The sequence below is a fragment of the Pseudoalteromonas prydzensis genome, from assembly GCF_001661495.1.
Taxonomy (GTDB): domain Bacteria; phylum Pseudomonadota; class Gammaproteobacteria; order Enterobacterales; family Alteromonadaceae; genus Pseudoalteromonas; species Pseudoalteromonas prydzensis.
Map to the genome: position 1 here is coordinate 23,684 of NZ_BDDT01000024.1, position 6,040 is coordinate 29,723.

General features: G+C 39.6%; 4 protein-coding genes. 2 read left to right on the forward strand and 2 right to left on the reverse strand.

What is annotated here, in order from left to right:
• Positions 1-771, forward strand: a complete 771-nt coding sequence (cysQ, locus tag A7968_RS22325) for a 3'(2'),5'-bisphosphate nucleotidase CysQ (RefSeq protein WP_064668706.1) — start codon at positions 1-3, stop codon at positions 769-771.
• Positions 772-1,122: 351 nt separating this feature from the next.
• Here cysQ and A7968_RS22330 read toward each other — a convergent pair whose 3' ends face one another.
• Positions 1,123-3,942 carry a P-loop NTPase fold protein gene (locus tag A7968_RS22330; protein WP_064668707.1) on the reverse strand — a complete coding sequence of 940 codons (2,820 nt, stop codon included), beginning with the start codon at positions 3,940-3,942 and terminating at the stop codon, positions 1,123-1,125.
• A gap of 268 nt (positions 3,943-4,210) precedes the next feature.
• On the opposite strand from A7968_RS22330, the gene A7968_RS22335 reads away from it, so the two are divergent.
• A complete protein-coding gene (locus tag A7968_RS22335) occupies positions 4,211-4,402 on the forward strand; it encodes a hypothetical protein (protein WP_064668708.1) in 192 nt (63 codons plus the stop codon).
• Positions 4,403-4,469: 67 nt separating this feature from the next.
• Here the strand turns inward: A7968_RS22335 and A7968_RS22340 are convergent, their stop codons facing one another.
• Positions 4,470-5,729: an aromatic amino acid transport family protein gene (locus tag A7968_RS22340; protein WP_064668709.1), complete on the reverse strand. Its 1,260-nt coding sequence runs from the start codon at positions 5,727-5,729 to the stop codon at positions 4,470-4,472.
• Positions 5,730-6,040: the final 311 nt, after the last annotated feature.

The window sequence follows — 6,040 nt, forward strand, 5'->3', positions numbered from 1 at the left end:
ATGAACCAAACGGAACTGCTCGAAGAAATATTGATCCTCGCCCGCCAAGCAGGTAGCGCTATTATGGGGATCTACGAAAAGGATTTTAACGTTGAGTACAAAGCTGATGAAAGCCCAGTAACCGACGCCGATCTAGCAGCCCACAAAGTGATTGCCAATGGCCTAGCCCATTTAACCCCAGACATCCCAGTATTAAGTGAAGAAAGTGCCGATATCAGCTGGGATATCCGCCAAACGTGGACCCGCTATTGGCTGGTTGACCCTATCGACGGCACGAAAGAATTTATTAAAAAGAACGGTGAGTTTACCGTTAACATCGCCTTGATTGAAAACGGCAAACCTATCTTAGCGGTAGTAGATGCGCCTGCGCTAGGCGTGTCTTATCTCGCAGCTGAGGCCATCGGCGCATTTAAAGACCGTGGTGATGAGCGCATTGAACTTAAAGTCACCACCAAGCCTAACAAAGGGTTAATTCGTGTTGTCGGCAGCCGCTCGCATCCATCCCCTGATCTAGCCGAGTTTGTAAAACGCTTTGACGAGGTGGAAATGGTCTCAAAAGGCAGTTCACTAAAACTATGTTTAGTCGCCGAAGGCAGCGCCGATATTTACCCACGCCTAGGCCCAACCTGCGAATGGGACACCGGTGCCGGCCACGCCATTGCCGAAATCGCCGGCGCAAAAGTCACTAAACTCGACGGCAGCCCGCTGTTATACAACACCAAAGATGAATATTTGAATCCGTATTTTGTGGTGAGTGTGATAGAAGAATAAGAGCTTTCAGCTGTAAGCTATCAGCCGTCAGATTAAGAGCAGATCCGCGTTAAATTTGACACCGAGGCAGGCTTGAATGCCGCGACGTAGGCTGGGTAGAGCGAAGCGAAACCCAGCATGTTTAAGCCACAAGCTGTAGAGTTTTAAGCGGTAAGTTTTAAGTATCATATTCCACCTCGTAGGAGTTGGCTTCAGCCACGAATAGTTGACCCTGTAACTAATTATGCTCTGCATTCTATTTAAAAGACAATTTCACCACCGAGAGCACAGAGTCACTTCGCTACACAGAGGTTTTAAACCTAAGCTATAAACAATAACTCGGAATCTCGCCTAAGCTCAACTCTAACTTACTCATAAACCTAAATTATTGATGACTTTAAATTTCTGATTCTCTGTTATATCTTGATGTTGAAAACATTGAATTTTATTTTTTAAGTCTACCTTTTGATCTGTCGTAACTTTTAGTGGGTGCTGACGAAAATAAATAGCTTCAGATTCAGAAAATTGAGCATTATTTATAAGGAGAAGAATTGCATTTGCTGAAACACTATTTAAACAAAGACTAAGAATATTTTCCATCCTCTTTTCATTAAAGTTGAATTTTGAATCATCAAATTGTGTAAATACCAAATACTTTATTATTACCTCAATGGATTCCATATTTAGTTGGTCTAAGTTTTCGATTAAAAATTTTCTGAAATCTATATTTTGCGTAAAGCTTTTGGCTTTCTCAGCGATCTTATGGCGATCTTCTAACTCTTCAACATCAAAGTAATCACCTTTAGAATCTTTTTTAACAAATAAGCTAGGTAACTCTCGAGCTATAAAAAGGGAGTCATAATGCCAAGTAAGGATTCTAAATAGTAAAGCTTGAGTTGATGCCATCCCAACGAGTTTATTTAACACTTCTTCAAAGTGACCTTCAATAACAACAGTTCGTAATAGCGTATTTTCAAAAATACTAGAAGGTAAAAATAAACCTGACTTTTCAGCCTGTTTATTGTCTAAAATTGCAAAGGCTAATGACTTTCTCTTATTCTTATCTTCAATACCGTCACCAACTCCAAAAATATCATTAAAACGTTCAAAACTGACTAACCAACGATGATCTGTGCATATATGATTAGCTAATTCTGCTGCATTTTCAGGGGATACCGTCTTAAAGTATTTCAAAACCTCCTGATCTCTTAGTTCATTTTTAGGAACCGCTTCTAATAGAATTCTATTTAAATAATTCACTGTATATTGCGAATTACCGATACCTTGAAGATAATCTCTCCCATCTTTTTTAGCGAAATTACCTTTAGCTTCCATTAAGTGGTCAGGTAAATCAACTAAACACTCGATAAGTGAAGTTAATACTTTATTCTCAATAGGGCTGGAGTTATTAGTAACTAGATCATGTAACATTTCTTTAATACTTCTACTGCCTTCAACTGGATTTATATGGGAACTTGTACCATTTAGTAGCCTCGGATAGTTACTAATAAACTGATTAAATAATACTGGTTTTAATTCTCTTAAAGTCATTAGTAGCATTAAAGAATCAAATGCCACTTCCCCTAGAAGTTTTTCATTTACCCAACATTTATCGACTCGGCGCATGATACGTTTGAGCATGCGCATTGAAATAATTAAATTGCTAGCGATAATTCCAGGGAGGTAGCGCTCTTCACTAAAAATATCAGAGGTTAATTTTGTGTATCTATTAAAATTAATAATAAATGGTTCATTAGTTAAAACCATTTCTTTATTAAATATCTCTTTAGTACTTAATTCTGCCCACTTACATAACTTATCTCTAAAATCTTGCTCTACAATCGTCTCAACATAGTCAGCTATCTTGCCCAACACTTCAATATGCTCAATTTTAGTATTTCCCATAGCAATAATAAAATTAATATGACTTAATTTTCTATCCTTTAACCTATCCAATAATGCTGCGATATCATTTAAACGTTTTGCACTTTCATCATCTGTACCACGATCGACATCTTGGAGGGTGATCAGTAATTTATGGTTGGTTACTTCAAGAACATCATTAAGCTTTTGAAAGCTTTGCTCAATATCAACGGGGCCTGCAAGTAGTGTGGATGCAAATTGAAATACGCTGCCGCCTGATTTTAGGGCTTCGGTATAATGTTTTGGTAGCGCCCGAAAGGCGCACATATCAATGTGCTGGCTGATATCATCGATGATATTACTGAGTATCACATGTGCAACACTGCCACTGGCTGCGCCCCATGTTGATATATCACTGTGTATCCAAACTCCGTCTTGCTTAGGGCTTTTTGCTAAATCATTTGCAATGCAATCAACTATGCTGCTTTTTCCACAGCCAAATGGCCCACACAGTGCGATATGTTGCGCTCCCTTTAGCTCATCCCCTCCCTGAACACCTCTTTTTAGCAGTCGATCTGCAATACGATTAGCATAAACCCGTAAATCAGGTTCTAATTGCTCTGTGTTTTTAATGGTTGAATCGTCTTTAAACCATTTTCGAAAACCTTCTAAGCTCTCAAGCGTTAATTCAGCTTCTTGTTTTGATTCGACTATCAACTCTGTGTTGGATGCTCTTAACTGCTCCCATAACAAATATACCGACATACCCAAATAAGTAATTGCTAGACAGAAAAACACGCAAAATGCATGCTCAATCTCAACTAAGTTTATTGCTGAGAATAAATAAAATGCTGATACCGCACACAGTACAACCGAAAATATGGGATTTTTTGTATACAATTTAGTTTGATAGATAATAGTCGCTGCAACAGCTAAAAAACTCAGTGACAGAAACTTAAAACTTACAAAGGCATGAGCAGTCAGTTGTTCTACTATTTCATTGGAATACGTGAAGTACACATAACCTACAATGAAAAGTAAGCCAAACAATACACTTATCGTCACCGGTGGATATCGCCAATTAAACCCAATACTACGTTTGGCGTGGGAAATATAAAACTTATCCAGCATTAGCTTGATGCCAATGCCTGCAAGAAAAGCAAAACTATAATGCAGCACAGGGCTCGCGTGTAAAATACTGCCCCACTTCATATAGGCTTGCTGTACAAAACTGACGTTGCTTAAAAATACTGTGATCGCGGCCGCGGTAATTGCGCACAATAAAAGTGATAACCAACGCTGGGCTGGAACAGGAAAAGACTGCGACAATGAAATATCCTTATATGTAAACAAGTTAAAGCAACTAGCCCAGTCTATACTTAATTACTTAAAATTAGAAATAACTAGCAACTACACAGGTTTACTCCTCGTGTAGCGCGTAGCGCCTCCAAACCTCGGTGGTTCCAAACAATTACTTTGGCTTGTCGTTTTCAGTCTTAGCCACGAAACTACTCCTCGACCTTTTTAGTCACTCGTAAAATCAGCTATTGTGTTTTAATATTATCGGTTCAATTAATTGATTCTACAGGAAGAAGTAATGACAACGATTGAAAGTGCGATTGATTCAGCCTACCAAGCACAAATTAAAAACCTCTATAACGCACTAAGCCAAGCAGTACTGGCAGCGAATGGTGATGCAGATGCGATTAGCGCTGCTGAAACAAGCTTTAAAAAAGGCCTAGCCTTTGCCGCTGATATTAGAGGTCGTGCCCTAGCTGCAATAGCATAAAATAAAAAGCCCTGTAAGTTTGCACCTACAGGGCTTTTTACATGAGCCTTTCAACTGGCAAACTGCTTTAAGCAACAAAGCCATAAATCAAAGCAGCTACCGCTAATAAGCCTACCGCTAACACAAACAAAGTGCTAAAGCGGCCACGGTATTTCTGTAGTGCAGGGACTTTATATACCGCAATCATCGGCATGATAAATAAGATCATCGCAATAATTGGCCCTGATAGTTGATCCATCATATCTAAGATACTTGGGTTTTTAACGGCACAAAACCAAATTGCCAAGAACATAATAGCAACGCCAATTTTATCGGCACTTCTCATCGACAAACTTGTTTGTTTAGTCACCAGTCCATTAAAACTCTCTCGCGCACCTAAAAAATGACCTAAGAAAGATGAAGTGATAGCAATAAATGCCACCAATGGGCCAAAGGTGGCAATAAAGGAATTGTCTGTCACATTGGCTAGGTAAGATAACACTGACACGTTCTGTGCTTTAGCTTGCAGCATTTGCTCTGGCGTTAAAGATAGTACGCAGGAGAATACAAATAACAACACAAATACAATTAACAGCAAGCTAGTGCGCTTTAGGATCGCCTCAGACTTAGCTGTCGCTTGATTACCATAATGGCCTCGTTGCACGTTTACAAAGCTTGAGATCGCCGCTGCGTGGCTAAATGAGAACACTATAATAGGAATTGACAGCCACAGTGTTTTACTAAAGCCTGCAAACTCTGGAAAGGCCATATCGGGCACTTGCCAACTAGGGATCAAATACAAAGATAGAAACAATAAAATCCCCACTAACGGATACACTAGAATTGCAAAGGCACGTAGCATCAATCGTTCACCACCGAGCATAAGGCTGATCATACCGGCAACTAACACACCTGAGAGTAGCAGCCGAGAAGGGGATTCCATACCAAGCTGATTAACTATAAAGCTATCTACTGTATTGGTTAAACCAACGCCATAGATCAGTAAGATTGGAAAGATTGATAAGAAGTACAATAGAGAAATTAATCTACCCGCATTAGCACCAAAATGCTCTTCAACTACATCGGTAAAATCTGCATCTTTGTTCTTTGATGACAATACAAAACGCGCTAAGCCACGGTGGGCTAAAAATGTCATCGGCAACGCCATGCACGCTAAAATGATCAGCGGCCAAAAACCACCGATACCAATATTGATAGGTAAAAATAAAATACCCGCACCAACGGCGGTCCCAAAAAGACTTAATACCCACTGGGTATCATGAAAGTTCCATTTCGATTTACTTGTTGTCGATGCTCCAAACTGCGCAGCATCTGTGGAAGAGTTCATGCACTTCACCTATTAGTATAATAATTTGGCAAGAGCATATAGAAGTTAACCCACTATTGCAGTTTTTGACGGTGTATTTAAGTAAAAAACCCAGGTTAATTTGTAATGGCTGAGTTACTCACTGTCATGAATTTGAAACAGTCATAAAATCAAACTTCAATAGCTGATAGAGGAAATAGGTTCGCGGGTTTCGGGTTTCGGGTTTCGGGTTTCGGGTTTCGGGTTTCGGGTTTCGGGTTTCGGGTTTCGGGTTTTTCAAGATTAAAATGCGGGAGAGTTAAAAGGGCAACCTGTATGACTACGCTCTGAGG

Bases quoted from the DNA above. Each gene is read 5' to 3' on its own strand.
- A7968_RS22340 (WP_064668709.1), bottom strand. From the start codon at position 5,729: ATGAACTCTTCCACAGATGCTGCGCAGTTTGGAGCATCGACAACAAGT.
- A7968_RS22335 (WP_064668708.1), top strand. From the start codon at position 4,211: ATGACAACGATTGAAAGTGCGATTGATTCAGCCTACCAAGCACAAATT.
- cysQ (WP_064668706.1), top strand. From the start codon at position 1: ATGAACCAAACGGAACTGCTCGAAGAAATATTGATCCTCGCCCGCCAA.